Here is a 25,655-nt window from a genome sequence, read left to right as displayed (position 1 = left end):
GCGTGCTTCTCGTCGTCCGTCCAGCGGGAGTTGCCGCCGTCGACCACCACGTCACCCGGCGACAGCAGCTCACCCAGCTCGTCGATGGTGGACTGGGTCGCGGCGCCGGCCGGCACCATCACCCACACCACGCGCGGCGCCTCCAGCGCGTCCACGAGCTCCCGGAGGCTGTGGACGTCGGCGAGGTCCGGGTTGCGGTCGTAGCCGATGACCGTGTGTCCGGCCTGGCGGATGCGGCTGCGCATGTTCCCGCCCATCTTGCCGAGACCGATGAGACCCAGTTGCATGTCACGCTTTCCTTCGCTTCTCGTGGGACGACCCGTCCTGGGGGGCCGCGGCCGCGGGGGGCGCCTTGACCTCTGCCCGGAGCGCCGCGGCGTACGCCTCGTCGGGGTCGAGACGGCGGAGCTCCTCCGCGATCAGTTCCGCCGTGGTACGGACCCTCAGTGCCAGGACGCGCGTGGGCTGCCCGGGTATGGACAGGCTCGCGACGGCGCCCTCCGGGCGGTCGACAACGATGTCGCCGTGCCCGGTGCGCAGCCGGACCGCGGTGACGACGGGTCCGGCGGTGACGACCCGTTCGACCGGCACGTGCAGGCGGTCCGCGAACCAGCCGGCCAGCAGCTCGGCGCTGGGGTTGTCGGCCTCGCTCTCGATGACCGCCGAGGTGACGCCGGCCCGCGCCTGGTCGAGGGCGGCGGCGAGCATCGAGCGCCACGGCGTCAGCCGGGTCCACGCCAGATCGGTGTCGCCGGGCGCGTACGACGCGGCCCGGGCCGCCAGTTGCTCCAGCGGCCGCTCGACGGCGTACGCGTCGGTGATCCGGCGCTGGGCGAGCACACCCAGGGGGTCCTGCGCCGGGGCGGCGGGCGCGTCCACCGGCCACCAGACGACGACGGGGGCGTCCGGCAGCAGCAGCGGCAGGACCACCGAGTCCGCGTGCTCGGCCACCTCGCCGTACAGCCTCAGCAGCACGGCCTCGCCGGAGCCGGCGTCCGAGCCGACGCGGACCTCCGCGTCGAGGCGGGAGGCGGTGCGCCGGTGCGGGACGCGGCTCGGTCGCCTGACGACGACGAGGATGCGCGACGGGTGCTCCTGCGAGGCCTGTTCCGCGGCCTTCAGGGAGTCGTGCGCGTTCTCCTCGTCGGTCACGATGACCATGGTCAGGACCACGCCCACGGCGGGGGACCCGATCGCGCGGCGGGCGCGCACGAGGGCCTTGTTGATGCGGCTTGCCGTGGTGTCGGTCAGATCGATCCTCATGGCCTGCGCCAGCTCCGTCCGTCTCGTGCGAGCATCTCGTCGGCTTCCGCGGGGCCCCAGCTGCCCGCGGTGTACTGCGCGGGCCTGCCGTGCCGGTCCCAGTGCCTCTCGACCGGGTCGAGGATCTTCCAGGACTCCTCGACCTCCTGGTGCCGCGGGAAGAGGTTCGCGTCACCGAGCAGCACGTCGAGGATGAGACGCTCGTAGGCCTCCGGGCTGGACTCGGTGAAGGACTCGCCGTAGGCGAAGTCCATGGTCACGTCCCGGATCTCCATGGAGGTGCCGGGCACCTTGGAGCCGAAGCGCACGGTCACGCCCTCGTCCGGCTGGACCCGGATGACGATCGCGTTCTGGCCCAGTTCCTGTGTCGCCTTCGGGTCGAACGGGGAGTGCGGGGCGCGCTGGAAGACCACCGCGATCTCGGTGACCCGGCGCCCGAGCCGCTTGCCGGTGCGCAGGTAGAAGGGCACGCCCGCCCAGCGGCGGTTGTCGACCTCCAGCTTGATCGCGGCGAAGGTGTCCGTGGTCGACGCGGGGTCGATGCCGGTCTCCTCCAGGTAGCCGGGCACCTCCTGGCCGCCCTGCCAGCCGTGCGCGTACTGGCCGCGCACCGTGTGCTTGCCCAGGTCGGCGGGGAGCTTGACCGCCCGCAGCACCTTCAGCTTCTCGGTGAGGAGCGACTCGGCGTCGAAGGCCGCGGGCTCCTCCATGGCGGTCAGCGCCAGCAGCTGCAGCAGGTGGTTCTGGATGACGTCACGGGCGGCGCCGATCCCGTCGTAGTACCCGGCGCGACCGCCGATGCCGATGTCCTCGGCCATGGTGATCTGCACGTGGTCCACGTACGACCGGTTCCAGACCGGCTCGAACATCGTGTTGGCGAAGCGCAGCGCCAGGATGTTCTGGACCGTCTCCTTGCCCAGGTAGTGGTCGATCCGGAAGACCTGCTCCGGGGCGAACACCTCGTGGACGAGCCCGTTGAGCTGCCGGGCGCTGTCCAGGTCGCGGCCGAACGGCTTCTCGATGACCGCCCGGCGCCACGATCCCTCGGGGGCGTCGGCGAGCCCGTGCTTCTTCAACTGCCGTACGACCGTGGGGAAGAACTTCGGCGGCACGGAGAGGTAGAAGGCGTAGTTGCCGCTGGTCCCGCGCGAGGCGTCCAGTTCGTCGACGGTGGCGCGCAGCTGCTTGAACGCGACGTCGTCGTCGAAGTCGCCCGGGATGAAGCGCATGCCCTCCGCGAGGTGCCGCCACACCTCCTCGCGGAACGGGGTGCGGGCGTGCTCGCGCACGGAGTCGTGCACGACCTGGGCGAAGTCCTGGTCCTCCCACTCGCGGCGGGCGAAGCCGAGGAGCGAGAAGCCCGGCGGCAGCAGCCCGCGGTTGGCGAGGTCGTAGACGGCGGGCATCAGCTTCTTGCGGGACAGGTCACCGGTCACCCCGAAGATCACCAGGCCGGACGGTCCCGCGATGCGGGGCAGCCGGCGGTCGCCGGGGGCCCGGAGGGGGTTGGACCACGGTGCGGCGGGTGCGGTCTCGGCCGTGCTCATTCCGCGTCGACTCCTTCGTTCAGTGCGGCACCGATCGCCGCCAGCAGGTCGTCCCAGGCGGCTTCGAACTTCGCCACGCCCTCGTCCTCCAGCTGGTTCACGACCTCGTCGTAGGAGATCCCCAGCCGCTCGACCGCCGCGAGGTCGGCGCGGGCGCCGTCGTAGCGGCCGGTGACGGTGTCGCCCTCGATGACGCCGTGGTCGGCGGTGGCGTCGAGGGTCGCCTGCGGCATGGTGTTGACCGTTCCGGGCGCGACCAGCTCGTCGACGTAGAGCGTGTCCTTGTATGCGGGGTCCTTCACGCCCGTCGAGGCCCACAGGGGGCGCTGCTCGTGGGCGCCGGCGGCGGCGAGCGCGGTCCAGCGCTCCCCCGCGAAGACCCGCTGGTAGGCCTCGTACGCGAGCCGGGCGTTGGCGAGTGCCGCCCTGCCCTTGAGGCTCTTGGCCTCGTCGGTGCCGATCTTCTCCAGGCGCTTGTCGATCTCGCTGTCCACGCGGGACACGAAGAAGGACGCCACCGAATGGATCAGGGACAGGTCCAGGCCGGCGGCTTTCGCCTTCTCCAGACCCGCCAAGTAGGCGTCCATGACCTCGCGGTAGCGCTCCAGCGAGAAGATCAGCGTGACGTTGACGCTGATGCCGAGGCCGATGACCTCCGTGATCGCCGGCAGGCCCGCCAGGGTCGCCGGTATCTTGATCATCACGTTGGGGCGGTCGACGAGCCAGGCCAGCTGCTTGGCCTCGGCGACGGTGGCGACGGTGTCGTGGGCCAGGCGCGGGTCGACCTCGATCGACACCCGGCCGTCCCGGCCGCCGGTCGCCTCGTACACCGGCCGCAGCACGTCGGCCGCGGCCCGTACGTCGGCGGCGGTCATCATGCGGACCGCCTCGTCGCGGGTGACCCCGCGCACGGCCAGCTCGGCGATTTGCTCCCGGTAGTCCTCTCCCGAGCCGATGGAGGCCTGGAAGATGGAGGGATTGGTGGTGACGCCCACCACCCGCTCCGATGCGACGAGTTCGGCGAGGTCGCCGGAGGTGATGCGTCTGCGCGAGAGGTCGTCCAGCCAGATCGAGACGCCCGCGGCGGCCAGGCGCCGCAACGGTTCCGCGGTAGCGGTTGCTGCTTCGTTCACTGTGATCATCTTCTTTCTGCGCTCGCATCAACCGCAGCGGCGTGCGAACGATTCCCGGTCCTCCTGGCACCTCCCCCGGCCAGTGGAGCGCCCAGACCGGAGGGCTGCCCGGGGGGGGTCCGCGCAGTGCGCCACAGAAGACCGTACACTGGTAATTTAGGCTTAAACTAACCGCCCCCCGGTCACACCGGCGCAGCCGCTCCCCGCGGGGTTCGTGCCACGGCTTCCGGGACGGACGGGCCGCCGATCACCGCCGGGTGGCGTAGAAGGCGACAGCCGAGGCGGCGGCGACGTTCAGGGAGTCGACCCCGGCCTCCATCGGGATGCGCACGTGCTCGTCGGCGGCCCGCAGCGCCCCGGCCGAGAGCCCCTCGCCCTCCGTGCCCAGCATCAGGGCCAGCCTCTCGTGCCGGCGGCCGGCGAGCTCGTCGAGTGTGATGGAAGTCGCCGACAGGCAGAGGGCCGCGAGCACGAAACCGTGCTCGCGGACGAGACCCGCGTCACTCGGCCAGGACGCGAACCTGGCATACGGAACGGCGAGGACCGCCCCCATGGACACCTTCACCGCCCGCCGGTACAGGGGGTCGGCGCAGCGCGGGGTCAGGAGCACGGCGTCCACCCCCAGCGCGGCCGCGTTGCGGAAGGCCGCGCCCATGTTGGCGTGGTCGACGATGTCCTCGAAGACCGCGACACGGCGCGGCCCTCCGGCAGGACCGGCCAACAGCTCCCGCGGCTCGGGCAGTTGCTTGCGCTGCATCGACGCGAGCGCGCCGCGGTGCACGTGGTAGCCGGTCACCTGCTCGGCCAGGGCCGGCTCGACGGCGTACACCGGCGCGGAGACCTCGTCGATGACGTCCCGCATGACGTCCACCCACTTGGCCGTCAGCAGCATCGAGCGCATGCCGTAGCCGGCCTGCCGGGCGCGCCGGATGACCTTCTCGCCCTCCGCGATGAACAGGCCCTCCGCGGGCTCCCGACGGCGGCGCAGCTCGACGTCGGTCAGCGACGTGTAGTCGTGCAGCCGCGGGTCGTCGGGGTCGTCGATGGTGACGATCTCTGCCACGGTGTCAGCGCCCCGTCCGGAACCCGGCGCCCACGGCCACCACCTCGCCGATCACGATCACCGCGGGCGGCCGTACGCCCTCCTCGACCACCCGCCGGCCCACCGTCCCGAGCGTCGCGTCCACACGTCGCTGAGCGGCCGTCGTGCCCTCCTGGACGACCGCGACCGGCGTGTCGGCGCCCCGTCCGTGCGCCACGAGCGCCGCGGCGATCGGAGCGATCCGCTCGACCGCCATCAGCAGCACCAGCGTGCCGCGCAATCGGGCCAGCGCCGCCCAGTCCACCAGGGAGCGGGGGTCCTCCGGGGCCACGTGGCCGCTCACGACCGTGAACTCGTGCGCCACGCCCCGGTGCGTCACCGGGATGCCCGCGGCGGCCGGCACGCTGATCGAACTCGAGATGCCCGGCACCACCGTGCAGACGATCCCGGCCTCCGCCAGCGCCTGCGCCTCCTCCATGCCCCGGCCGAACACGAACGGGTCGCCGCCCTTGAGACGCACGACGGCCTTCCCCGCCTTCGCGTGCTCGATCAGTGCGGCGTTGATCGCCTCCTGCGCCATCGCGCGGCCGTACGGGATCTTCGCGGCGTCGATCACCTCGACGTGCGGCGGCAGTTCGTCCAGCAGATCACGCGGGCCCAGGCGGTCCGCGATCACCACGTCCGCCTCCGCGAGCAGCCGGCGGCCGCGCACCGTGATCAGGTCCGGGTCGCCGGGCCCGCCGCCCACCAGCGCCACGCCCGGGGTGCGGCCCCGATGCTGGGGCGCGGCCAGCGAACCGTCGCGCAGGCCCTCCACAATCGCGTCCCGCACCGCCGCGGACCGGCGCGGATCGCGCCCGGTCAGCACGGCGACCGTCACGCCGTCCGTCCGCCCCGTCGCGGGCGTCCACGCGGTCGCCGCGTCGGCGTCGTCACTGCGCACGCACCACACCCGACGCGACTCCGCCTCGGCGGACGCCGCCTCGTTCGCCTCCGCGTCGTCCGTCGCGATCAGCGCGTACCAGGCGTCCGCCAGATCCCCCGGACGGTAGCGGCGCCGCTCCCAGCGCAGTTCGCCGGCGGCGGCCATCGCGTCCACGGACGGTGTCGCCGACGGCGACACCAGGACGACGTCCGCCCCCGCGGCCACCAGCGTCGGCAGCCGGCGCTGGGCGACCTGGCCGCCGCCCAGCACGACCACGCGGCGACCTGCGAGGCGCAGTCCGACGGGGTATGCGGGTACGGCGTCGCTGCGCTCGGCTGTCATGGTCGTGCGGCTCCTCGTCGTCCTGCGGGGCGGTTTCCCCGCGTCAACCCTACGGTGTGGCCGCGGTGCGGTCTTTCCCTGCCGGTCCGTGGTCACCCGACGGGTCCGCTTCGCTTGCTGTCCGGGTTTCTTCCCCGCCCGCCCTCCCGGGTGCCCTGTGAAGTCAGCGACCCCGGCGCGCGTTTCGATGGGGCCGGGTTCGGGGCCTCCGGGGCTGGCCATTCTGGACAGCACATTTAGGTGCCTCGGGCACTGTCCCTTGATCACCCCGGGTCATGCACCCAAATATGCTCCACAGTCCAGAACGCCCACCCTCCGACCCCGCCCCCTCCGTTTCGTCATGCGCCTGATCCCCGGAGAGGGGTAGAGACGGCACCGTGCACGGGCCACCCGTCGGCGCAGCGCCGTCCAAGTGCCCAGCCGTCACCGCCAACAACCCCCCACCGGGGATCAGGCGCTTGGAACTACGGAGGGGGCGGGGGAGTTGGGGGCACCCCCGGCCGGAGGCTGGGGGAGGGTGGATGTTCTGGACGGTGCGGCATATTTGTGCGCACTGTCCGGGTCGGGACGGGATGAGCAGGTGCTGGAAAGGCGCGTAAATATGCCAGTCCAGGACGTGCAGCCCCGGAGGCCCCGAACCCGGCCCACCCCGCACGCGCGCCGGGGTCACTGACTTCACAGGGCACCCGGGAGGGCGGGCGGGGAAAAACCCGCCCGCCCAGACCGGGTCAGGACTTCTCCGTGACCCCCGCAGAGTCGAACGTCGCCACCTCATGCATCGCCCGCGCAGCACTCTGCACCAACGGCAGCGCCAGCAACGCCCCCGTCCCCTCCCCCAACCGCAGGTCGAGGTCGACCAGCGGCCGCAGCCCCAGCTTCGTGAGGGCCGCGCGGTGACCGGGCTCCGCGCTCCGGTGCCCCGCGATGCAGGCCGCGAGGACCTCGGGGGCGATGGCGCGCGCCACGAGCGCCGCCGCGCCGGCGCTGACGCCGTCGAGGATGACCGGCGTCCGGAGGGACGCGGCACCGAGCAACAGGCCGACCATCGCGGCGTGTTCGAGCCCGCCGATGGCCGCGAGGACCTCGATCGGGTCGGACGGATCGGGCCGGTGGAGCTCGAGGGCCCGCCGGACGACGTCGACCTTGCGCGCGTGCATCTCGTCGTTGATGCCCGTGCCCCGCCCGGTGACCTCCGCCGGGTCGACGCCGGTGTAGACGGAGATCAGGGCCGCGGAGACGGTGGTGTTGGCGACACCCATCTCACCGGTCAGCAGCGCCTTGTTGCCCGCGGCGACGAGGTCGCGCGCGGTCTCGATGCCGACCTCGATGGCCCGCAGCACTTCCTCGCGGGACATCGCAGGGCCGGCGGTGAAGTCGGCTGTGCCGGGACGCACCTTGCGCGGCAGGAGGCCGGGCGTGCTGGGAAGTTCGGAGGCGACGCCGACGTCGACGACGCAGACCTCGGCACCCACCTGGTTGGCGAAGGCGTTGCAGACGGCCCCGCCGCCGAGGAAGTTGGCGACCATCTGGCCGGTGACCTCCTGCGGCCAGGCCGTGACGCCCTGCGCGTGCACGCCGTGGTCGCCGGCGAAGATGGCGACGGCGGCGGGCTCGGGGATCGGCGGGGGACACTGCCGGGACAGGCCGCTGAGCTGCGCGGAGATGATCTCCAGCATGCCGAGGGCGCCGGCCGGCTTGGTCATCCGCTTCTGCCGCTCCCACGCCTCGCCGAGCGCCTTGGCGTCGAGCGGACGGATGCCGCGCAGCGTCTCCTCCAAGAGGTCGTGCGGCTCCTCGCCGGGAAGGGCGCGGTTGCCGTACTCCTCCTCGTGGACGACCCAGGCCAGCGGGCGCCGCTTGGACCAGCCGGACTGCACGAGCTCCGGGTCCTCGGGGAACTCGTCGACGTAGCCCACGCACAGGTAGGCGACGACCTCCAGGTGCTCGGGGAGGCCGAGTTCACGGACCATCTCGCGCTCGTCGAAGAAGCTGACCCAGCCGACGCCGAGGCCTTCCGCGCGGGCGGCGAGCCAGAGGTTCTCGACCGCGAGTGCCGACGAGTACGGCGCCATCTGCGGCTGGGTGTAGCGGCCCAGCGTGTGACGGCCGCCGCGGGTGGGGTCGGCGGTGACGACGATGTTGACCGGGGTGTCGAGGATCGCCTCGATCTTCAGCTCGCGGAACTGCTTGGCGCGCCCCTTGGGGAGGGACTTCGCGTACGCGTCGCGCTGCTGCATGGCGAGTTCGTGCATGCGCTGCCGGGTCTCGGCGGAGCGGATGACGACGAAGTCCCAGGGCTGGGAGTGCCCGACGCTGGGCGCGGTGTGGGCCGCCTCCAGGACGCGGATCAGCACCTCGTGCGGGATGGGGTCGTTCCGGAAACCGTTGCGGATGTCGCGGCGTTCACGGATGACGCGGTGGACGGCGTCCCTTACGGCAGGGTCGTAGCCCTCGGCGACGGGGAGCTGCGGCTCGGGCGCGTCCTCGTCCTCAGGGGTCTCCGCGATTTCCGCGGCCTCCGCATCGGCGGACGCGAGGGGCTCGACGGGTTCGCTGGGCGCGACGGGCTCATCGGTTTCCACGGGCGCCGGGATCTCGGCCGGCACGGGGATCCCCGCGGCCTCGACGGCGTCCGCGACCTCGACGACCTCCACGACCTCCGCCGCGACCGGTGCCACCGGCTCGGGGACGACGACCTCGGGAACAACCGCCTCAGGGACGACGGGCTCGGGCTCCATGCCGAACGGCAGCGGCTCGTCCGGGGATTCCAGCGGCTCGACCTCCACCACGACCGGCTCGGGCAGCGCCTCCACCATCGGCTCGGGCTCGGGCTCGGGCTCGGCCTCCGGGGCCGGCGCGGGCACCACCACGATCTCCTCCGCCGACGGCGCGGGAGGTACGGGCGGCGTGAACGGCGTCTCCACGGGCTCCGGCGCCGACCAGGCGGCACCCGGGGCGGGGAGCGCGGCGGACGGCTCGTCGCGCGGGATGTCCAGGTATTCCGGGCCGGTCGTCGGCGGCCCTGCGTGCCGCAGCGGGGTCTCGACGGACGGCGGCACCGGCGCGAGCGGGTGCGTCGCGACGGGCGTCTCGGGCACGGGCTGCACGGCCACCGCGGGCGGCGGCGTGACCGGCACGGGCTGCGGGGCGGGCGTCGCCGGCCCGCGGTCGGCCAGGGACCGTACGACGCCGCCGCCGTTGGACGGGTCGGGGATGGGCGGGCCCATGTGCAGCGGCCGCCGGACGGGGGCCGGCGCGGCCTGGATCTGCTCCTGGAACGCCTGCGGCGCCTCCGACAGGCCCTGCACGACCGGTTCCGGCGTCAGGGTCTCGACGGCGGGCGCGGGCGCGGGGGCCGGGACGACCGGCTCCACCGGAAGGCCCTGCGGCTGCTCGGCCGCCGCCGTGCCCGGCACGGGAACGCCGGCGGGAGGTGTCGCCGAGGCCCGCACGGCGGAGTAGTCGAGGGAGACCGAGTCGCGGCCGCCGCTCTCGTGGGCGTCGTGCTCATGAGGACCACCGGGCACCGGCGCGGGGAGGGCCCCGGGCAGCGGCTCGTGGACCTGTACGTGGACCTCGTGCGCCATCGGGGCCGCCGCCGGGGCGGGTTCGGCCACGGGCGCGCTCATGGGGGCCGGCGCGACCGGACCCACCGGGACACCGGCGGGCGCGACGGGCGGCGGCGGCACGGGCTGCGGGTCGGCCCACGACCCCTGCAGTCCGGGCATCAGCAGCATTTCCTCGTCCTCGTCGGCGGCCGCGGGGCCGGCCGGCTGGTCGAGGTAGGCGTATGCGGCGGGCGGAACCGGCGCGTTCAGCGGGTCGGTCTCCCATGTGGGGACGACCGGCTGCTGCGCACCATTGCCGGGAAGGTCGGCGTGCGGCTGCAGAACCGCTTCTCCGCCTGCGTTCTCCGGCAGTCCCTCACCCGGGACCTGGCCGGTGTCAGTCATGCGTGCCCCTCGCCCATCGGTTCGCTCCTTCCAACGCTGCGCCGCACACACTGCCCACAGCAAGAACGAGCGTGGGCTGCAAGCGGCACGTCGGCGGGGAGTGACCGATACTGATCGATACTGATCAGTCCTCAGTCGACGTCAACGCACGACGACGGCACAGCGGTCCGCCAGCCTACCGTGCGTGTGCCCGCGCGTGCTCAGGGGGGTTCACCTCAAACCGGTCGCAATACGGGCCAACGCATCGCCTCACCTGCGGTGCCCGAGGAGCGCGAACACCACCGTGCGCTCCCGCTCCGTCCAGTCGGAGTCCAGCTCCACAGCCTGCAACAACGCGCATTCGACGGCGTATCCGCCCTCTTCCAGAGCGCTTCTGACCGCTTCTGCCTCGTCCCGGTTCGCGGCACTCGCGGCGATCCGTTCCGGCCGGCGAGCGGCGCACGCCTCGACGACCTCCGCTCCCCCGCCGCCTATCCGCACGATGTCCGGTTCCGGAAGGTCCTCGAGGACCTCCGGCGCCTCGCCGTGCACGACGCGCACCTGCACCCCGAAGTCCCGTGCCGTGGCCTCGACGCGGTCGCAGGCCGCCGCGTCCCGGTCGACCGCGATGACGGCCGCGCCGAAGCGCGCCGCCTCCACGGCCACGGCGCCGCCGCCCGCGCCGATGTCCCAGACCAGGTCGCCGGTGCGCGGTCCGAGCCGGGCCAGTTGCAGGGCGCGCAGTTGCGCCGGGCCGTCCACCGGCGCGTACCGCTCGGTGGGCAGGGCCCAGCCGCGGACCCGGTCCGCGGGGGCGGGGTCGCCGCCGGCCAGCCAGCTCGCCTGCCCGGAGGCAGCGGGCGGCGTGCTGGGCGCCGCACCGACGACGAGGACCACGTTGGGGTCGCGCCAGGTGTGGTCGGGGACCTTGTCGGAGGTGAGGACGGTGACCTGCTCCTGCTCGGTGCCGAGCGACTCGCAGATCACGAAGGTGCGGTGCTCGTCGCCGAGCAGCAGGGCGAGTTCGGCCGGGCCGGCGCCGGGCGCGGTCAGCACGGCGACCTTGGGGTGGGCCCGGCAGACGTTGACGGCGCGGCGCAGGGTGCGCGTGTGCGCGACGACGACCCGTGCGTCGTCCCAGGGCATTCCGGCCCGCGCGAAGGCCTGGGCCACCGACGTCACGCCGGGGACGACCTCCACCTCCAGGCCGTGCTCGGGTGCGCGCAGGGCGCGTACGACGCCGAAGAACCCGGGGTCACCGTCGGCGAGGACGACCGCGGTGCCGCGGTGCCGCGCGATGCGGCGGGCGGCCAGGTCGATGCTGCCGAGGACGATCCGCTCGGCCTCCTCCGGCACGAAGGGCAGTGCGAGGTGGTGCCGTGTTCCGGCCACCAGGGTCGCCGCGGCCAGCGCGGAGCGCGCCGCCTCGCCCGGTGGTGAGCCGTCCCACCCGATCACGGTGACACGGTCGGCCATCGTCGTCCTGCCTTCTGGGCGCGTCGCGGTGTGGTTCCCCGGGGCATGTCTTCCCCGGGGTGTGCACAGTACCCCGCCCAGGATCTTGCCCTACCGGGTGCTCACTGCCAGTCGGCGTAGGCCGCGTAGTCCGAGCCGTCGGAGGCGCGTCCGGTCAGGCCGTCGAGGTCCTCGGGGAGCAGGCTCCAGACGATCAGGTCGGTGCGGATCTGCTCCCAGCGGCCGTCGGCGTCCCCCTCGGGCCGCACGCGGACCAGGCCCGCGTTGCGCAGCACGCCCTCGCTGACGCAGCCGATCCGCTGGGCGACCTGCTGGGAGGCGGCGTTGTCGGCGGCGGTGCGCAGTTCCAGCCGCTCGAACTTCTGGTCGTCGAAGAGCCACTGGGCGGCGGCCAGCACGGCCTCGGCGGCGTAGCCCTCGCCGCGCGCCCAGGGCGCGATGACGTAGCCCGCCTCGGCGCTGCGGATGCGCCAGTCGGCGCGCTGCAGGTGGACGGTGCCGACCAGCCGCTGGGTGAGGAACTCGGTCACGGCGAACACGACCCCGCGGCCGGCGGCCCGCTCGGCGGGGGCGGTCTCGGTGAGGAAGGCGCGGGAGTCGGCCTCGCTGTAGGGGTGCGGCACGGAGGTCCAGGCGACCACGGACTCGTCGTTCATCATCTCCGCCTGCGCGGGGATGTCCGCCTCCTCGTAGGGGCGCAGCACCAGCCGCTCCGTACTGATGGAGATCTCCGGAAAGCTGGTCATTCGACGCTCCGTAGCAAGGACATGTGTGAAGTGCACAGCATGCAGCATCCATCGGGTCACCCGCAGGACCGGGTGGCCGCGGTGGCCCTGCGGCCGTCGGTCAAGGGTACGGGCAACCACCCCCGCGACGAGCGCAGTTGGCATGCTGTTCTCCGGCTTTTCCGCAGGTCCGCTCCCCCTGTGGTCATACGGTCCTGCTAGCGTCTGCCCGCGTGACGGTGCACCACGCAGCAGGAGTCGGATATCAGCGGGCGGCGGGTGTCTACGAGCGGTCGCGGCCCTCGTACCCCATGGCTGCCCTGGCCGAGTTGGCGGACGCGCTGGCCCTCGAGGCCGGGCGCACCGTCATCGACCTCGGCGCCGGCACCGGCAAGTTCACCCGGCTGCTGGCGCTGACCGGGGCCGAGGTGGTCGCGGTGGAGCCGGTGGCGGAGATGCGGGAGCGGCTCGCGGAGCTGCGGCTGCCGAAGGTGCGGGTCACGGCCGGCACCGCGGAGTCGACGGGGCTGCCCGAGGGGTGCGCGGACGCGGTGGTGGCGGCGCAGTCGTGGCACTGGTTCCAGGAGGACGAGGCGCTGGCCGAGGTGGAACGGCTGCTGCGACCGGGCGGTTCGCTGGCGCTGGTGTGGAACACCTACGACACCTCCGTGCCGTGGGTGCGGGACTACCAGGACATCGTCTTCCGGCTCGCGCCGCGGGATCTGCCGAGCCCCCTGGACGGCGGCTGGCGCAAGGCCTTCGCCGACCGGGAGGGCTGGTCGCAGGTGTACGAGCGGCACTGGCCGAACCCGTACTCGACCACGGTGTCGGACGTGGTGGAGCGCATGACGTCCTCCAGCCACATCGCGGTGATGGACCCCGCCGAGCAGGAGCGCGTGCGCGCGGAGGTCGAGGCGGTGCTCGCCGGTCACGACGCGACGCGCGGCAGGGGCGCCATCGAGATGCCGTACACGACCGACGTGTACTGGGTGCGCCGGCTCTGAGGCCGAGCGGCGCCGGCTGTCGGTGCCGCCCTGTTGAATGGGCGGATGGACACCGAAGGGCTCAGGGGCTTCTGCCTCGGTTTCAACGGCGTGAGCGAGGAGAACCCGTTCCCGCGCGACGCGGAGGTGACCGTCTTCAAGGTGGGCGGGAAGATCTTCGCGATCAGCGCGCTGGGCGGCGAACCGCTCCAGGTGAGCCTGAAGTGCGATCCCGAACTGGCGGTGCGGCTGCGCGCGGAGCACGCGGCGATCGCCCCCGGCTGGCACCTGAACAAACGCCATTGGAACACGGTCACCCTGGACGGCTCGCTGCCCGACCGCATGGTGCGCGAGATGATCGAGGACTCGTACGACCTGATCGTGTCCCGGCTGCCGCGGGCCGAGCAGCTGCGGCTGGACTGGGCGGGAACGACGGTGGAGCGCGACGGCGCGGAGGGCGGGGGCGGCACACGATGAGGCTGTGCCGCCCCCGCCGGGGTGCCCGGGGTCGCCGGGATCCCCGGACCGGCCGGAGGCTCAGAAGGAGGGGATGACGGAACCCGCGTAGGTGTCCTCGATGAACTTCTTCACCTCGGGCGAGGTGAGCAGCTTCTTGAGCTTGAGCACCCGCGGGTCCTTCTCGTTGCCCTCCTTGACGGCGAGGAAGTTGCCGTAGGGGTTGTTCGTCGCGGACTCCAGGACCAGGGCGTCGTGGGCGGGCTCGAGGCCGGCGGAGATGGCGTAGTTGCCGTTGATGACGGCGGCGTCGACGTCGTCCAGGGAGCGCGGCAGCTGGGCCGCCTCCAGTTCCTTGAACTTCAGGTTCTTCGGGTTGCCGGTGACGTCGGCGGGGGTGGCCTCGTTGCCGACGCCGTCCTTGAGGGTGATCAGGCCGTTGGCCGCGAGCAGTTCGAGCCCGCGGGCCTCGTTCACCGCGTCGTTGGCGAGGGCTATGGTCGCGCCGCTCTTGATCGCGTCGGCGGACTTCAGCTTGCTGGAGTACAGGCCCAGCGGCTCCAGGTGGACGGTGACGACGGGCACGATGTGGGTGCCCTTCTTCTGGTTGAAGTCGTCCAGGTAGGGCTGGTTCTGGAAGTAGTTGGCGTCGACGTCGCCGTCCTCGGTCGCGGTGTTCGGCGTCACGTAGTCGCTGAACTCCTTGACCTCCAGCTTGAGTCCGGCCTTGGGGGCCAGGTTCTTCTTGATGAAGTCCAGGATCTCCGCGTGCGGGACCGGGCTCGCGGCGACGACGAGCGGGTCGCTCGCTCTGTCCTTCGTGGAGCCGGAGTCCGAGCCGCAGGCGGTCAGGCCGAGGGCGAGACCGGTGGTGGCCAGGACGGCAGTGGTGATCTTGACAGGGGTACGCACGAAAAGTGCCTTTCTGAACGGTGTCGGTGTTGCGGGTGTCAGGAGGTCTCGGTGGCGGCGGCCCGGCGCAGCAGGCGCAGCCGCGGGGCGACGGAGGCGCGGCCGCGGTGCGAGACGCCGCGGGCGGCGAGGTCGCCGATCAACTGGACGCCGGTGACGATCACGATGAGGACGGCCAGCGTCACGTTCATCAGCCCGGTCTCGAAGCGCTGGTAGCCGTAGCGGACGGCGAGGTCGCCGAGGCCCCCGCCACCGATGAGCCCGGCCATGGCCGAGTAGCCGATCAGGGCGATGACGGTGGTGGTCGCGGCGGAGATCAGCGCGGGCAGCGACTCCGGCAGGAGGGTCTTGCGCACGACGGTCCAGGTGCTGCCGCCCATCGACTGCACGGCCTCGACGAGACCGGAGTCCACTTCGCGGACGGCGATCTCCACCAGCCGGGCGAAGAACGGGATCGCGCCGATCGACAGCGGGACGATCATCGCCTGGGGACCGATCGTGGTGCCGACCAGGGACTTGGTGAACGGCATCAGGTAGATCATGAGGATCACGAAGGGCAGCGACCGGATCACGTTGACCACGGCGCCCAGCACCTTGGAGAACACGCCGTTGGCGAGCAGTCCGCCGCGGTCGGTCAGTACGAGCAGCACGCCCAGCGGCAGGCCGCCCGCGACGGATATCAGCGTGGACCAGCCGACCATGACCAGCGTTTCCCCGCAGGCCTGCGACAGCAGCGGCTGCATCTCGGACCAGGTCACTTCGCGGCCCCCTCGACCCGCTCGGCCCGCGCGCCACCGGTCGCCGGCGCGATGTCGACCTGCAGGCCCTTCTCGCGCAGGAAGCCGATCGGTACGACGTTGTCCTCGAAGGCGCCGGGGAGTTCGATGCGCATCCGGCCGACCTGGCGCCCGGCGATGGTCTCCAGCGCGGCGCCGAGCACCGAGATGTCGATGTTGTACGTGCGCGAGAGCTGCGAGATGACCGGTTCGGTCGCGGCCTCCCCGTGGAAGGTGAGATCGACGACGGTGCGGTCCTGCCCGGACGGTTCACCGCCGACCGGGAACAGCTCGTGGGCGAGTTCGGAGCCGGGGGTGGCGAGCAGGTCGGTGACCTTGCCGGATTCCACGATCCGGCCTCCCTTCATCAGCGCGGCGGAGTCGCAGACCGCCTTGACGACCTCCATCTCGTGCGTGATCAGCAGGACGGTCAGGCCGAGCTGCTGGTTGAGGTCGCGCAGCAGTTGCAGGATCGAGCGGGTGGTCTCCGGGTCCAGGGCGGAGGTGGCCTCGTCGGAGAGCAGCACCTTCGGGTCGCCGGCCAGGGCGCGGGCGATGCCGACGCGCTGCTTCTGGCCGCCGGAGAGCTGGGCGGGGTAGGCGCGCGCCTTGTCGGCGAGGCCGACGAGGTCGAGCAGTTCGCGCGCCTTGGCCGTGCGCTGCCGTCCGGAGACGCCGAGGATCTCCAGGGGGAGTTCGACGTTGTCCTGGACGGTGCGCGAGGAGAGCAGGTTGAAGTGCTGGAAGACCATGCCGATGCGGCCGCGGGCGGCGCGCAGGGCGGAACCGGCGCGCGGGGAGCGGCCGGCGAGCGCGGTGAGGTCCTGCCCGGCGACCTCGACGGTGCCCGAGGTGGGCCGTTCCAGCAGGTTGACGCACCGGATGAGGGTGCTCTTGCCCGCGCCGCTGCGGCCGACGACGCCGAACACCTCGCCTTCGCGGACGTGCAGGTCGACGCCGTCGAGGGCCACCGTGTCCCGGCCGTGGGAACGGTAGACCTTGGTCAGGCCCGTTGTGGTGATCACTGGGGATTCCGTCACTGTCGAGTGCGCGGCACGCAAAAGCCGCGCACGGGGGCGAATTCAGGATCGGCAGGCATGGCTTCGCCCCGCAGGGGGCGTGGGGAGAGTCAGCAGCGCGTGCCGGGCGGCTGGGGGTCGTGCGCCAGCCGGCAGCGGCGAAGGGACTGCTGCGGTTCCCTGTCCGTGGCCGTGTTCATGGGAGGTGTGCGCGATCCGTGGCAGGAGGGGCGGGTCTCACTTCGGGGCGCGAGACTCAGATGGCGTGGGCCCTCAGCGTGCACACATTCGACACATACGACGAACACCGGGCGTCATCGCCTCGGTCGCGCGGCAGCGGCGGTTCGTCGTGGTCATGGGCACCAGTAAAGCAGACGGCCGAACGGCGTACCAATATCCGGTCCTGGCGTCCGCGATGCGGACAGCCCGGGGTGTGGGATCCGGTGATTCCCGCCCGTAATAGAGTCGCGCCATGCTCGACGTCCTCACGATCGTGGTCTCCGCCACGGCACTGCTGCTGGCCGCCTGGTGCGGTTTCGCTGCCTTCCGGGACCAGCCGACCAAGGACTGGCACTTCATCGGCATGGCCGTGGTGGCCGTGCTGGCGCTGGTCCAGCTGGTGATCGGCGTGGTCAAGGTCTCGACGGGCGAGAAGCCGGTCGACGGGACGACGATCTTCTTCGCGTACCTGGTCGGCGCGGCCTGCACGGTCCCCGCGGCGGCCTTCATGTCGCTGACCGAGCGCACCCGCTGGGGTTCGGCGATCGTGGCCGCGGGCGGGCTCATCCTGGCCGTGCTGGAAGTACGGCTGTACGACATCTGGGGAGGCGTCAGTGCCTGAGACCGCCGAGGGAACCGCGCCGGAGGCCGCGTCCGGCACCGGTGCCAAGGGGATCGGCCGCGGCCCGGGACGGCTGCTGCTGTCCCTGTACGGGGTGTTCACGGTCGCCGCGCTGTCCCGAGCGATCGTGCAGATCGCCCTGCAGTTCGACGAGGCGCCGCTGGCGTACCTGCTCTCCCTGCTCGCCGGGATCGTGTACGCGGTGATCACCGTGGCACTGTGGAAGGGCGGCGAGAGCGCCCGGAAGGTGGCCCTGGTCAGCTGCACGCTGGAGCTGATCGGCGTGCTGACCGTGGGCACGCTGACGCTGGTGGACTCCTCGGCCTTCCCCGACCAGACGGTGTGGTCGGACTACGGCATGGGCTACGTGTTCCTGCCCGTGGTCATCCCGGTCAGCGGACTTCTGTGGCTGCGCCGGGCGGCGCAGCCACAGAAGACGTCCTGACAGGTGCTCAGGCGCTGGCGGCGTACGACTGCGCCGCCGGCTTCTCCATGTGCACCAGGCTCAGCCGGCCGCTGACCGGCTCGGCCGTGCCCACCTGCGCGTAGCCGAGTTTGCGGTACAGCCGCAGGTTGAACTCGCTGCGGTGTCCGGTGAAGAGGCGGTAGCGCTTGGCCTGGAGATCGTCGGCCAGCCGTTCCTCGATGGCCCGCAGCAGCCGGCCGCCGAGGCCGTGGCGCTGCATGCGCGGGTGGACGATCAGTTTGGCGATGCTGGCGGTGCCGTCCTCGTCGACCGCGCCGCGGACCGAGCCGACCACCTCCTCGCCGAGCCTGGCCACCAGGACCGTGCCCTGCGTGAGCTCCGCGCGCAGCGCGTCGAGGGTCTGCGTCAACGGTTCGATGCCGTAGTCGCCGTAAAGCTCCGCCTCGCTCTGGTAGCACAGGTATTGCAGTTTGAGGATCTTCTCGGCGTCTTCGCCCATCGCGGTAGAGATGGTCACGCTCATGCCCATGTGCGCTGGCCTCCCCTTCGAGTCGCCCGGGCGCACAGGGGGTGAGGGGGCGCCCAGGACGTTGCCCTGACTGGAACCGGATTTTCCGGAAACACGGCGCGGCCGCGCACAAGCGCCCTGTCGCCGACTGTTTACGGTGCATTACCCCGTCGTACGGGAGATGCAACCCCGGTTGCGAGGATCGTACGCAGACAACTCAGGCAGCGGGAACGGAGCGGACCCAGACTGCCCTGTGAGATTCCCAACTCCCGGGAAATTTCCCGGTAAGTGAGGTCGGAACGGGAGATCAGGGCGGATACCAGCCCAGGGCAGCGCCCCGGCAGCCGGCCCACGGCGGCGAGCAGGGCGCGGCGCTGCTCGGCGGCGAGCACCTGCTGTTCCGCGGTGGGCGCCTGCGCCGCGGCGTGCACCCCCAGCACCCCCGGCGCCAGCGACGTCTCGTGGCGGGCGTGCCGCCCGGCGAGCCGGGCCTCGGCGCGCACCGCGCGGCGCAGCCAGGCCGCGGGGTCCGCGGGCGGTTCGGGGAGCTCCAGCAGCCGCAGCCACACGGACTGCTCGAGGTCGGCGGCCTCGACGGTGCCGGGTACGGATTCGGCCGCGGCCTCGGCGGCGAGCAGTGGCCGGATGCCGGCCAGTTCGTCGTGTCGTACGTGAGCGGTCATGTCCGGCGGGACACCCGTGCCGCGCCGGGTGGTTGCCCCCTGGCCTGGGAACCACCCGTGCGCGGCAGTGGCGTCATGCCTTGTTGACGAAGGCCGCGCGGGCGAGCAGCGCGGTGTCGCAGTTGTCGGAGAAGATGCCGTCGATGCCCTGCTCGAAGTAGAGCTGGAAGGCACCGAAGGCGTCGCCGTAGGCGTTCGGGTCGGTGCCGACGCGGAACCCGGCCGGCAGGAAGGCGTTCTCGTTCCGCATGGTGTAGGGGTGCAGGATCAGCCCGGCCTTGTGGGCGTCGCGCACCAGCGTGGTGGGCGTGCCGAGGTTGCCCGCCGCGTCCCGCGGGATGATCAGGTTGACGGTGGGGCCGATGCCCTGCGCGAAGCCGGCGATCCACTTCAGGCCGGCCGGGGTGACCAGGTCGGCGACGGTCCGCGGGTCGCCCGCCACCACGAGGTCGTACGGGCGCGTGGTGGCCGCGTCCAGCAGGAAGACCTTGGGGTTGCGCAGGCCGAGCGCGCCGAGCCGCTGGAGGCTGGTGGGCTCGAAGGACTGCAGGAACAGCGGGGAGTTGCGCTGGTCCCGGTCGTAGCGGCGGAGCAGCTTGGCGACCCGCTCCTCCAGGCCGAGGCCGATGCCGCGGAAGTAGGTGGGGTGCTTGGTCTCGACGTGCAGCCAGACCGCCTTGTCGCGCTTGCGGCCCTGCTCGTCGGCCCAGCGCAGCACCTCCTCGAAGGTGGGGATCTCCCAGTGGCCGTCGTAGAGGGTGTTGTGCTGGCGCTGTGCGGGCAGCCGCTCGACGGCGCGCAGCGTCTTGAGCTCGGCGAGGGTGAAGTCCTCGGTGAACCAGCCGGTGGTGGCGACGCCGTCGATGGTCTTGGTGGTCCTGCGGGACGCGAACTCCGGGTGCTTGGCGACGTCCGTGGTGCCGCCGATCTCGGGCTCGTGACGGCAGACCAGGTGGCCGTCCTTGGTGGGGACGAGGTCCTGCTCGATCACGTCGGCGCCGAGGTCCAGCGCGAGCTGGTAGGAGCCGAAGGTGTGCTCGGGGCGGTAGCCGCTGGCGCCGCGGTGGCCGACGACGGTGGGCACGGGAAGGGCTCTCACCGGCCCGTGCGAGGAACCGTGCGACGATTCGTGCGAGGACTCGCGCCCGTTCGCCGCCGCGCTCCCCGCGGTACCGAGGACGGAGGCGCCGGCCCCGAAGGCGGCCGCCGCTCCGATCAGTGCCCGGCGACCGGGACCCCGGCCCTGGTCCTGGCCCCGCTGCTCGTGCGTCATGTGCGCTCCCTCGAATCGGCCGAACGTATGTCCGGTCCCTGTCAAGCGACGGGCGCATCGTAGGCGGGTGGTCGTTTCAGCCGGGCGGCCGCCGTCGGAACATGGCGGAAACGCGTATCAACAATGCGTGTCGGTCGTGTGAACCCGGTGTGCGTGTCGCGGCGCCGCGGAAGTATCGTCGTCGACGGGGGAGGCGCACACTGGTGAGCGAGACCCTGCGCAGAGTCCCGCCGGACCTCTGCCGACCACGACCGGAGGACCCGTTGTTCCGCATCATCCTCAAGGCGCTGCTCGGAGTACTGATGCGCGTTCTGTTCCGCCCCAGGGTCGAGGGCGCGGAGCACATCCCGGGCGACGGCCCGGTCATCCTCGCCGGCAACCACGTCACCTTCATCGACTCGATGTTCCTGTCACTCGTCGTCAAGCGGCAGGTCTTCTTCATCGGCAAGGACGAGTACGTCACCACCCCCGGAGTCAAGGGCCGCCTCATGGCGGCCTTCTTCACCTCCGTGGGCATGATCCCCGTGGACCGCGACGGCGGCCACGGCGGTGTCGCCGCCCTGATGACCGGACGTCGGATCCTCGACGAGGGCAAGGTCTTCGGCATCTACCCGGAGGGCACCCGCTCCCCCGACGGCCGCCTCTACCGCGGCCGCACCGGCGTGTCGCGCCTGGCCCTCATGACCGGCGCCCCCGTCGTCCCCTTCGCCATGGTCGACACGGACCGCATCCAGCCCGGCGGCGCCGGCGTGCCCCGCATCCACCGCTTCACGGTCCGCTTCGGCAAGGCCCTGGAGTTCTCGCGCTACGAGGGCATGGACCGCGACCGCTACGTGCTGCGCGCCGTCACCGACGAGGTCATGAGCCACGTCATGCGGCTGGGCGGCCAGGAGTACGTCGACGTCTACGCCACCAAGGCGAAGGCGGCCAAGGCCGCCGACCACGCGACGGCGGCGTGACCTTCGGTCTCAGAGTCTGGGCATCCGGCCGACCGGGCCGCTGCCGGTCGGCACCCGGGCCGAGGTCAGCACGACCTCGCCGCGCGGGCCGCGGGAGATCTGCCCGATGCTCGCCGTCAGGTCGGCCTCCATCCCGCCGGGCAGTTTGAGCCGGATCAGCACCGGCAGCAGGAAGCCGACGGCGATGAGCCCGGCCAGCACGGGGGTCAGCGTCGTCAGCATCACCGCGGTGACATGGTGCTTCCACAGGAAGTCCACCCAGGCCGCGCCGAGGACCGTCGTCGCCACGAGGACGAGTACCGCGCTGCTGACGCGGCTCCCGCGGGCCGCCCTCGCGTCCTCCTCCAGCAGGCGCAGCGCGCGCCCGGCGTCCTGGTGCGCCGGGTCGAGGCGGCGGCAGCGCGTCAGAAAGCGCTGGGCGCGGCGCCGGTGCAGCAGTTTCAGCCGGACGTCGGCCGTCTGGCTGCCGAGGCGCTGCTCCACGACACCCGCCACGAAGTGGGGTTCGGCCTCCTTCTCGGCCAGCCGGATCGCGGTGCGGGCCTCCTGGCCCGCGTCGCGGTAGCGCTCGTCGCTCTGCTCGGCGTCACCCGCCTGGACCAGCAGCCGCGCGAGCGCGAGCCGCAACTGCCACTGCGGCTGGTCCCGTACTCCCGGCCGGCCCAGCACGCGCCGTAGCTCCTCCTCGGCGGCGCCCAGGTCCCCCGCGCCCTCCGCCAGCGCCACGGCGAGCCCGAGGGCGGCGCTCCCGCTGTCCTTGTCGACGGCGACGGCCCGCCGGAACTCGCTCGCCGCCTCAGCCATCGCGGCGTCGCCCTCCTTGTCCCGCGCCCTGTGCAGCGCAAGGCTCCCGAGCTCGACGTGGGCCTGCACGTCGTACCAGTCCAGCCCGACGGCCCGGCGCAGCACGGTCTCGGCCTCCTCGTACCGGCCGAGCTGCACATAAAGGGCGCCCAGGTCGGTGTGGCAGCGCCCGTACGGGTCCAGTTCCACGGCGCGGGCGAAGTGCCGTTCCGCGGCGGCCGTCTCCCCACGCCGGTGCGCGATCAGCCCGAGGCAGGTGTGGGCGGCCGCATTGCGGGGGTCCTCGCGGCTGACGGCACGGCAGTGGTCGGCGGCCTCGACGAGACGGCCGTCCGCCTGGGGGCTCCCGGGAGCGAGGCCGGCCAGTCGCACCAGCGACCACGCGCGGCCCACGCGGAAGTCGTGGTCGTGCGGCCACTGGCGCAGGATCTCGCCGAAGTCCTCCGCCGCGTCCAGCGGACGCTGGTCCAGCAGGGCCACCCATCCGATGGCGGCACGGGCCTCGGCCCGTTCGAGCGGACCGGCCGCGGACGCCAGCACGTCCTCCAGGACCCGCCCGGCCGCGGTCAGGTCCGCGCGTTCCGCGTGCACCGCGGCCAGCTCGAACCCGATCGACGTCAGGTGCGGCCGGCCCCGGGTGAACTCCTCGATGGCCCGCTCCGCCTCGTCGACGCTGCCGCAGTCGCGCAGCGCGTCGGCCCGCTGCTCGTGGGCGGCCACGCTGTACGGATCGTCCGCCAAGGCGCGTTCGCACTGGGCCAGGGCCTCGTCGAACCGGTGCTGCCCGCGGAGCGCGGAGGCGAGGCGACAGCGCACCGACACCGCGTTCGGCACCCTGCCGAGGAGGGCCTGCGCTGTCTGTCCGGCCTCCTCGAAGCGGCCCAGCCCGACCAGGGTGTCGACCATCAGTCGGCAGGCCCATTCGTGCTCCGGTACGAGCTGCAGGGCCCGCCGGAGGTGGGGCAGTGCCTCCTCACGGCGGTGGGTGGCGGTGAGCACGTACGCGGTCGCGACATGCCCGGAGGCGATCTCGGGGTGAAGGCTGCGCGCCCTCCGGGCCGTGGCCTCCGCCTCGGTCCACCGCCGCATCGCGCACAGGACCTCCACCCGGAAGGTCAGGGTGCGGACGCGGTCGGGCCGCAGGGCCAGGGCGCGGTCGACGGTCTCCAGGCACTCCTCGTCACGGTCCCGGTCGCGAAGGCAGTACGCGAGGTCCATCAGGGCGTTCACCGACTCCGGGTCGCGGTCGACGCAGCCGCGCAGCAGTTCCTCCGCCTCGTCCCAGCGCCGCGAACGGCGCAGGAGCCACGCGAGCAACTGGGTGCTGTCCCAGGCACCGCCGGTGAGTTCCGTCGCGCGCCGGGCGAACGGGATGCCGTCGAGGGGCCGTTCCAGTGCCGAGTACAGCCATCCCACGGCTTCCAGCACCTCCGGGTCGTCGGGCCGGAGGGCGGCGGCGTGCTCGGCGGCGCCCTCGGCCTCGTCCCAGCGCCCCAGGCCCTGCAGCACGGCCAGCCTGCCGAGCAGGGCGTCACGGTGGTCCGGCTCGCGCAGCAGCGCCTCCTCGTACGCCTCGCACTCCTCGGCCCGGCGGTCCTGCTCGCCGAAGCACCGGGCGAGCAGGCAGGGGCCCAGCGCGGAACGGGGCCAGGCCGCGGCGGCCCGGCGCGCGGCGGCCTCGGCCGCGGGCCGGTCGCCGCGAGCCGTGTGCGCCGAGACGAGCAGTTCGAGTGCCTCCGCGTCGTCCGGATACAGGCGGAGGCACTCCTCGGCGGCGGCCAGGGCCCCTTCGTGGTCGTCCTCTCCCAGGGCCACCCAGCCGCGCCGGGCCGCCAGGGAACCGGCCGGCACACCCCGGCGGGCGGCCTCCTCCAGTGCGGCGGAGGCCTCGTCCCACCGCTCCGTCCCCCGGAGGATGTCGACGAGCGCCAGATGCGCCTCCGCGGAACGGGGGTCGAGCGTGAGGGCACTCCGGATCGCGGCCACCGCGTCGTCGACGCGCTCCGCGGCGAACAGGACGTGGGCCAGCGTCACATGGGCCTCCACGTCGTCGGCGTCGGCCTCGACGCGGGTGCGTGCGGCGGCTGTCGCCTCGTCGAGGCGACCGAGCCTCTCCAGCGACCTGATGCGTACCCGGGCAGCGGTACGGTGGCCCGGGTCCGCCCGCAGCGCCGCCTCGAAGTCCTCCAACGCGCGGGCGTAGGACCCCCGCACGAAGGCGAGGGAGCCTCTCTGCTCCAGGAGCAGGGCCTCCATGCGTCCTTCCCGGTCGCCCTCCCGGAGTGCGGTGATCAGGCGTTCCGCCTCCTCCCAGCGGTGGGTGGTGCGCAGCACGGCCAGGGTGCTCTCCACCAGGGAGGTGTTGTCGGGGGCGAGTTCCCTGGCGCGCTCCAGTGCGGCGAGGGCCTCGTCGTGCCGGGCCGCCTCGTACAGGGCACCGGCGAGGGTGCCGAGCGCCTCCGGGCTCGCGGGGCGCAGCCGCACTCCGTGTTCGGCGACCGCGACGGCCTCGTCCAGCGCGCCGGTCCTCCCGAGCACATCGGCACGGACGCGCAGCCCCCAGTCGGAGCAGGGGTCGAGTGCCAGCGCCTGCTCGGTGAGGGCCACGGCACGGTCGAGTGCTCCGTCGGCCTCCTCGGCGGCGGCCAGTTCGAGCCTGACGCCCGGCGAGTACCGGCACGCCTCCACCCCCCGGCGCCCCGTGGCGACCGCTTCCGCCACATCGCCGCGCAGTCGCTGCGCCTCGGCCTTGTGCTGCCATGCGGGCGCCCAGCGCGGTTCGATCGCGAGCGCCCGGTCGCAGGCCGCGATCGCCTCGTCCCACCGTCCGAGGTCGAGGAGGGCCGTGGCGTGTTCGACGTGCGCGTCGGGCCGGCGGCCGTACCGGAGGACCAGGCGCTCGGCCGCCTCCGCGGCGGCCTGGTGGGCGCCGCGGCAGCTCTCGTACAGGATCTCCGCCGTCAGCACGGCGATGTCGTCGCGGTCGAGGGAGCGGGCGGAGGTCAGCTTGACGTGGGCGAGGCCGGTCGCGGCCCGGCTCGCCGCGATCCGTACAGCCGCGCAACGGATCTCGACGGGGTCGGCCGCACCGTCCTCGGCGTCCTCCAGGCCCCGGAGCGCCGCCGCCGTGTCGCCCTGCTCGGCGCGGGTCCAGGCGGCCCCGATCCAGCCCTCCGCATGACGCGGCCCGACGGCGGTGGCCCGCTCGAATGCCGCCAGCGCCTCGTCCCAGCGGCATTCGCCGTGGTGCACCCAGCCCAGCGCCGTGTGGACGTCCACGGCCTCCGGGAGCCGTGCCGCGGCCGCCGTGCCCTCGGCCAGGGCCTCGTCGCGCCGGCCCATACGGTCGAGGGCCGCCACACGCCACCCGGCGGCCGCCCCGCAGGCCGGGTCGTGGGTCAGTGCCAGCGCGAACTCCTCCAGCGTGGCCCGGTGTTCGTACTGCCGCAGCCGCAACCTGCCCCGTGCGACGTGCAGTCGGGCCCGCTCCGGATCGCCGGCCGCGCGGGCGAGTGCGGCGCCGATGAGCGCCTCGGTCTCGTCGTAGCGGCAGTCGAGGGTGTACTCCCTCAGGACGGCCAGGACGTCGGTGTCCTGACCGGGCTGTGCGTCCGTGCTCATGGCGCTCC

The 25,655-nt window shown here is 72.8% G+C and carries 21 protein-coding genes; 5 read left to right on the top strand and 16 right to left on the bottom strand.

Going from position 1 to position 25,655, the window contains the following annotated elements; all coding sequences use genetic code 11:
- The 9 genes from ACFYXS_RS30370 to ACFYXS_RS30330 form a co-directional block, all read right to left on the bottom strand.
- Window positions 1–287: NAD(P)-binding domain-containing protein (locus tag ACFYXS_RS30370; RefSeq protein ID WP_389253908.1), on the bottom strand; the 287-nt coding region annotated here is incomplete at its 3' end.
- A 1-nt stretch (window position 288) separates the two neighbouring features.
- The gene (gene opcA / locus ACFYXS_RS30365) at window positions 289–1,263 is read right to left on the bottom strand and encodes a glucose-6-phosphate dehydrogenase assembly protein OpcA (RefSeq protein ID WP_389253906.1); all 975 of its coding nucleotides are present in this window, start codon (window positions 1,261–1,263) and stop codon (window positions 289–291) included.
- Window positions 1,260–2,810 (bottom strand): glucose-6-phosphate dehydrogenase, encoded by a 1,551-nt coding sequence (zwf, locus tag ACFYXS_RS30360; protein WP_389253904.1) that lies wholly within the window; start codon window positions 2,808–2,810, stop codon window positions 1,260–1,262. The genes opcA and zwf overlap by 4 nt, the downstream gene beginning before the upstream one ends.
- Window positions 2,807–3,952 carry a transaldolase gene (gene tal, locus ACFYXS_RS30355; RefSeq protein WP_389253902.1) on the bottom strand — a complete coding sequence of 382 codons (1,146 nt, stop codon included), beginning with the start codon at window positions 3,950–3,952 and terminating at the stop codon, window positions 2,807–2,809. The genes zwf and tal overlap by 4 nt, the downstream gene beginning before the upstream one ends.
- 238 nt (window positions 3,953–4,190) lie before the next feature.
- Window positions 4,191–5,006: a TrmH family RNA methyltransferase gene (locus ACFYXS_RS30350; protein WP_389253900.1), complete on the bottom strand. Its 816-nt coding sequence runs from the start codon at window positions 5,004–5,006 to the stop codon at window positions 4,191–4,193.
- 4 nt (window positions 5,007–5,010) lie between these two features.
- Window positions 5,011–6,252: a uroporphyrinogen-III C-methyltransferase gene (gene cobA, locus ACFYXS_RS30345; RefSeq protein WP_389253898.1), complete on the bottom strand. Its 1,242-nt coding sequence runs from the start codon at window positions 6,250–6,252 to the stop codon at window positions 5,011–5,013.
- A gap of 728 nt (window positions 6,253–6,980) precedes the next feature.
- Window positions 6,981–10,205: a nicotinate-nucleotide--dimethylbenzimidazole phosphoribosyltransferase gene (gene cobT / locus ACFYXS_RS30340; RefSeq protein ID WP_389253896.1), complete on the bottom strand. Its 3,225-nt coding sequence runs from the start codon at window positions 10,203–10,205 to the stop codon at window positions 6,981–6,983.
- A gap of 249 nt (window positions 10,206–10,454) precedes the next feature.
- A complete protein-coding gene (cbiE, locus tag ACFYXS_RS30335) occupies window positions 10,455–11,660 on the bottom strand; it encodes a precorrin-6y C5,15-methyltransferase (decarboxylating) subunit CbiE (RefSeq protein WP_389253894.1) in 1,206 nt (401 codons plus the stop codon).
- Window positions 11,661–11,761: 101 nt separating this feature from the next.
- Window positions 11,762–12,406, bottom strand: coding sequence for a GNAT family N-acetyltransferase (locus tag ACFYXS_RS30330; RefSeq protein ID WP_389253892.1), 645 nt, complete (start codon window positions 12,404–12,406; stop codon window positions 11,762–11,764).
- A 212-nt stretch (window positions 12,407–12,618) separates the two neighbouring features.
- Here ACFYXS_RS30330 and ACFYXS_RS30325 point away from each other — a divergent pair, with 212 nt between their 5' ends.
- Window positions 12,619–13,389, top strand: coding sequence for a class I SAM-dependent methyltransferase (locus tag ACFYXS_RS30325; protein ID WP_389253890.1), 771 nt, complete (start codon window positions 12,619–12,621; stop codon window positions 13,387–13,389).
- Between the two features lie 45 nt (window positions 13,390–13,434).
- Window positions 13,435–13,845, top strand: coding sequence for an MmcQ/YjbR family DNA-binding protein (locus ACFYXS_RS30320; RefSeq protein ID WP_389253888.1), 411 nt, complete (start codon window positions 13,435–13,437; stop codon window positions 13,843–13,845).
- Between the two features lie 60 nt (window positions 13,846–13,905).
- Here ACFYXS_RS30320 and ACFYXS_RS30315 read toward each other — a convergent pair whose 3' ends face one another.
- The 3 genes from ACFYXS_RS30315 to ACFYXS_RS30305 are packed head-to-tail and all read right to left on the bottom strand — an operon-like array spanning window position 13,906 to window position 16,537.
- Window positions 13,906–14,736: a MetQ/NlpA family ABC transporter substrate-binding protein gene (locus ACFYXS_RS30315; protein ID WP_389253886.1), complete on the bottom strand. Its 831-nt coding sequence runs from the start codon at window positions 14,734–14,736 to the stop codon at window positions 13,906–13,908.
- Window positions 14,737–14,774: 38 nt separating this feature from the next.
- Window positions 14,775–15,494 carry a methionine ABC transporter permease gene (locus ACFYXS_RS30310; RefSeq protein ID WP_389253883.1) on the bottom strand — a complete coding sequence of 240 codons (720 nt, stop codon included), beginning with the start codon at window positions 15,492–15,494 and terminating at the stop codon, window positions 14,775–14,777.
- Window positions 15,491–16,537, bottom strand: a complete 1,047-nt coding sequence (locus tag ACFYXS_RS30305; protein ID WP_389253881.1) for a methionine ABC transporter ATP-binding protein — start codon at window positions 16,535–16,537, stop codon at window positions 15,491–15,493. The genes ACFYXS_RS30310 and ACFYXS_RS30305 overlap by 4 nt, the downstream gene beginning before the upstream one ends.
- Window positions 16,538–17,003: 466 nt before the next feature.
- Here ACFYXS_RS30305 and ACFYXS_RS30300 point away from each other — a divergent pair, with 466 nt between their 5' ends.
- Together ACFYXS_RS30300 and ACFYXS_RS30295 are read left to right on the top strand one after the other, a co-directional pair.
- Window positions 17,004–17,372, top strand: coding sequence for a hypothetical protein (locus ACFYXS_RS30300; RefSeq protein WP_389253879.1), 369 nt, complete (start codon window positions 17,004–17,006; stop codon window positions 17,370–17,372).
- Window positions 17,365–17,817, top strand: coding sequence for a hypothetical protein (locus tag ACFYXS_RS30295; protein WP_389253877.1), 453 nt, complete (start codon window positions 17,365–17,367; stop codon window positions 17,815–17,817). The genes ACFYXS_RS30300 and ACFYXS_RS30295 overlap by 8 nt, the downstream gene beginning before the upstream one ends.
- A gap of 7 nt (window positions 17,818–17,824) precedes the next feature.
- On the opposite strand, the gene ACFYXS_RS30290 is transcribed toward ACFYXS_RS30295, so the two are convergent.
- From ACFYXS_RS30290 to ACFYXS_RS30280, 3 genes are all read right to left on the bottom strand, one after another.
- Window positions 17,825–18,328 carry a GNAT family N-acetyltransferase gene (locus ACFYXS_RS30290; protein ID WP_389253875.1) on the bottom strand — a complete coding sequence of 168 codons (504 nt, stop codon included), beginning with the start codon at window positions 18,326–18,328 and terminating at the stop codon, window positions 17,825–17,827.
- A gap of 131 nt (window positions 18,329–18,459) precedes the next feature.
- A complete protein-coding gene (locus ACFYXS_RS30285; protein WP_389253873.1) occupies window positions 18,460–18,990 on the bottom strand; it encodes a sigma-70 family RNA polymerase sigma factor in 531 nt (176 codons plus the stop codon).
- A gap of 73 nt (window positions 18,991–19,063) precedes the next feature.
- Window positions 19,064–20,263 (bottom strand): glycerophosphodiester phosphodiesterase, encoded by a 1,200-nt coding sequence (locus ACFYXS_RS30280; RefSeq protein ID WP_389253871.1) that lies wholly within the window; start codon window positions 20,261–20,263, stop codon window positions 19,064–19,066.
- A gap of 302 nt (window positions 20,264–20,565) precedes the next feature.
- Between ACFYXS_RS30280 and ACFYXS_RS30275 the strand changes: the two genes are divergently transcribed.
- Window positions 20,566–21,222: a lysophospholipid acyltransferase family protein gene (locus ACFYXS_RS30275; protein ID WP_389253942.1), complete on the top strand. Its 657-nt coding sequence runs from the start codon at window positions 20,566–20,568 to the stop codon at window positions 21,220–21,222.
- Between the two features lie 9 nt (window positions 21,223–21,231).
- On the opposite strand, the gene ACFYXS_RS30270 is transcribed toward ACFYXS_RS30275, so the two are convergent.
- Window positions 21,232–25,647, bottom strand: a complete 4,416-nt coding sequence (locus tag ACFYXS_RS30270) for a tetratricopeptide repeat protein (protein ID WP_389253868.1) — start codon at window positions 25,645–25,647, stop codon at window positions 21,232–21,234.
- Window positions 25,648–25,655: the final 8 nt, after the last annotated feature.

Source organism: Streptomyces sp. NPDC002574 (genome assembly GCF_042889545.1).
Taxonomy (GTDB): domain Bacteria; phylum Actinomycetota; class Actinomycetes; order Streptomycetales; family Streptomycetaceae; genus Actinacidiphila.
The sequence above is the reverse complement of the archived record's forward strand: the minus strand, read 5'-3'. Positions and strand labels throughout refer to the sequence as shown.

Excerpts from the sequence above, each read along its gene's own strand:
- ACFYXS_RS30330 (WP_389253892.1), bottom strand. The coding sequence starts at position 12,406 with ATGACCAGCTTTCCGGAGATCTCCATCAGTACGGAGCGGCTGGTGCTG.
- ACFYXS_RS30290 (WP_389253875.1), bottom strand. The coding sequence starts at position 18,328 with ATGGGCATGAGCGTGACCATCTCTACCGCGATGGGCGAAGACGCCGAG.
- ACFYXS_RS30320 (WP_389253888.1), top strand. The coding sequence starts at position 13,435 with ATGGACACCGAAGGGCTCAGGGGCTTCTGCCTCGGTTTCAACGGCGTG.
- ACFYXS_RS30285 (WP_389253873.1), bottom strand. The coding sequence starts at position 18,990 with ATGACCGCTCACGTACGACACGACGAACTGGCCGGCATCCGGCCACTG.
- cbiE (WP_389253894.1), bottom strand. The coding sequence starts at position 11,660 with ATGGCCGACCGTGTCACCGTGATCGGGTGGGACGGCTCACCACCGGGC.
- cobA (WP_389253898.1), bottom strand. The coding sequence starts at position 6,252 with ATGACAGCCGAGCGCAGCGACGCCGTACCCGCATACCCCGTCGGACTG.
- opcA (WP_389253906.1), bottom strand. The coding sequence starts at position 1,263 with ATGAGGATCGATCTGACCGACACCACGGCAAGCCGCATCAACAAGGCC.
- ACFYXS_RS30275 (WP_389253942.1), top strand. The coding sequence starts at position 20,566 with ATGCGCGTTCTGTTCCGCCCCAGGGTCGAGGGCGCGGAGCACATCCCG.
- zwf (WP_389253904.1), bottom strand. The coding sequence starts at position 2,810 with ATGAGCACGGCCGAGACCGCACCCGCCGCACCGTGGTCCAACCCCCTC.
- ACFYXS_RS30300 (WP_389253879.1), top strand. The coding sequence starts at position 17,004 with ATGCTCGACGTCCTCACGATCGTGGTCTCCGCCACGGCACTGCTGCTG.
- ACFYXS_RS30280 (WP_389253871.1), bottom strand. The coding sequence starts at position 20,263 with ATGACGCACGAGCAGCGGGGCCAGGACCAGGGCCGGGGTCCCGGTCGC.
- tal (WP_389253902.1), bottom strand. The coding sequence starts at position 3,952 with ATGATCACAGTGAACGAAGCAGCAACCGCTACCGCGGAACCGTTGCGG.
- ACFYXS_RS30270 (WP_389253868.1), bottom strand. The coding sequence starts at position 25,647 with ATGAGCACGGACGCACAGCCCGGTCAGGACACCGACGTCCTGGCCGTC.
- cobT (WP_389253896.1), bottom strand. The coding sequence starts at position 10,205 with ATGACTGACACCGGCCAGGTCCCGGGTGAGGGACTGCCGGAGAACGCA.